Below are 1993 nucleotides of genomic sequence, written 5' to 3' on the forward strand. Positions count from 1 at the left end.
GACTTCAATCGGTCCAACTAGAGAAATAATAGCGTGAAGATTCCAACGAGCTCGACTCATTGCCCAAATTAATTTGATGGGCTTTTTTAAAAACTCGGCTGATACGAGTTGCCACTGGAGATTTTTAGTGTTTTTTTTGGAGGTAAAGTATCCCCCTATGGTTTGCATCACAAATCTTAGGATGCGGGAAAAGATGAAAGAGAGTATGGATAAGGGGATTTCCCAGAAAAGCTCTAAATTAGTCATTTGTTTGTATAGGGGAGGGAACAGGGAACAGGGAACAGGGAACAGGGAACATTGGGAAAGAGCTCAGAAGATTTTTTGGTGTTATTATGAATCAGTATTTGGTTTCATGAACTAGTTGGTTTGGCTAGTTGGTTTGGCTATATTTGGTAATTGGTATTGTTAATTTTCCCTGTTACCTTTTCCCTTTTACTTGTTACCTTGTCACTTTTTAATTTTTAAGATTTAATTTTTGGTTGGCGATAATTGCAACTATAGGATCTGGTGCATCAACATGGAGGTTATGTCCTCCTGATAGTGTTACTGTTTGAGCGTGAGGTATTGCAGCTTGTTGCAAAGCTATGTCTTCGGCTCGGTTAAAGTTACTATTATTGCCATAAACTAAAGTAGTAGGAGCTTTAATTTGATTCAGTAACTGTGTGTATTTATCCCGATTAAAAGCTGTTCCACTTAAACCAATTCCCGTACGAATTTGCAGTCTTGGATCCCAGCGCCAACGTACACCACCCTCACCAGGTTCCGTAAGTCGCTCAGCATGTTTTAAAGCTAATTCTTCAGAGAGGTTGGGGGTTAAGCGGCGCAGACGATTAGCAGCAGCTTGGATATCCTCAAAGACTTGGTGTTGGGGTGGGGATGCTAGATAATCTAAATGAGTTGCTAACTGTTGAGCCGTTTCATCCTCCTTCCCTTCCCCTGGTAGCACTGGCTCCAGCAATAGTAAGGATTTGACCTTTTCCGGTCTGACACTGGCAAAGGTGGCAGCAACTACAGCGCCCATGGAATGACCGACTAGAATAAATGGCTGGTCTGTCAGTGGATTTGGGTTAGGCTCTGCCGCGCCAAAAGCGATCGCATCTAAATCCCCTAAGTAGTCAATTAATTGATAAGACCCTCCCATACCTACATGCTGGGAAAGTCCATGGCCTCGCTGGTCAGGTGCAACGACTCGATATCCCATACTTGCTAAGGGACGGGCAATTTCTTCCCAAGCCGCTCCATGTTCTAAAACACCATGGATACATAGGATTAAATCTCCATCGACTGGACCCCAACTACACAGACAAAGCTGTAAACCCCGCACGTCTAGATAAGACTCCTGCATCGGTTCAAGTTGTTCGGGTAGCGTGGCCTTTTGGCCAAGGTTAGCTGGTTGGGCTGAAGGTTCAAGCAGTAACGGCAATTGATAATCCAACCGTGTCGCTACCTCTTCCGCAAAATTCCCCAAAGGCCGGGGCAACTGGATTTGCCGCCAAACCTCTCCCAAAGCCGAATCAATTTGGTTATGGTTGCGGAAATTGGGGTCATCCACCGGTAGGGATTGGGGATGAACTCCATCCGTCATCCGCTGGCCTTGATAGGGTTCTAAAACCGCCTCATCAAAAGGAATATCCAGAAACTCACACAACCTTGCCATGACCAAAGCAGGTTGCTTTACTAGTTCCTCGTAATACACTAAATGATGATTAGATGGTGCAATTTCCTCGCAGAAGTCTAGGATATTACGGTTACAGGTTGTCCAAACTTCCTCTGCTAGCCAATAAGGGTCTACCTGATCAATACCAAAGATTTTATCCATCCGATTTTTCACGAAGGAATCAATTACGGCATAGGGATGACGTACTAGATGAATATACTTGGCTTCTTCAAATAAATTTTCCGCGTGCCTTAGGGTTTCAATACTGCCAGCATAGGTAGGAGACTTATCCACAAGCATACGTTTACCCGTTAGTTCCTGTAACCTGCCATAAAA

General features: G+C 44.2%; 2 protein-coding genes. Both read right to left on the minus strand.

The features are described from left to right. On the minus strand, positions 1 to 246 hold a 246-nt coding region (locus F6K49_RS44170; protein ID WP_293108236.1), incomplete at its 3' end, for a DUF6208 family protein. A 208-nt stretch (positions 247 to 454) separates the two neighbouring features. Then, positions 455 to 1993, minus strand: a 1539-nt coding sequence (locus F6K49_RS44175; RefSeq protein WP_293108239.1) for an alpha/beta fold hydrolase, incomplete at its 5' end; no start/stop codon positions are given.

It is taken from the genome of Moorena sp. SIO3I6 (assembly GCF_010672095.1).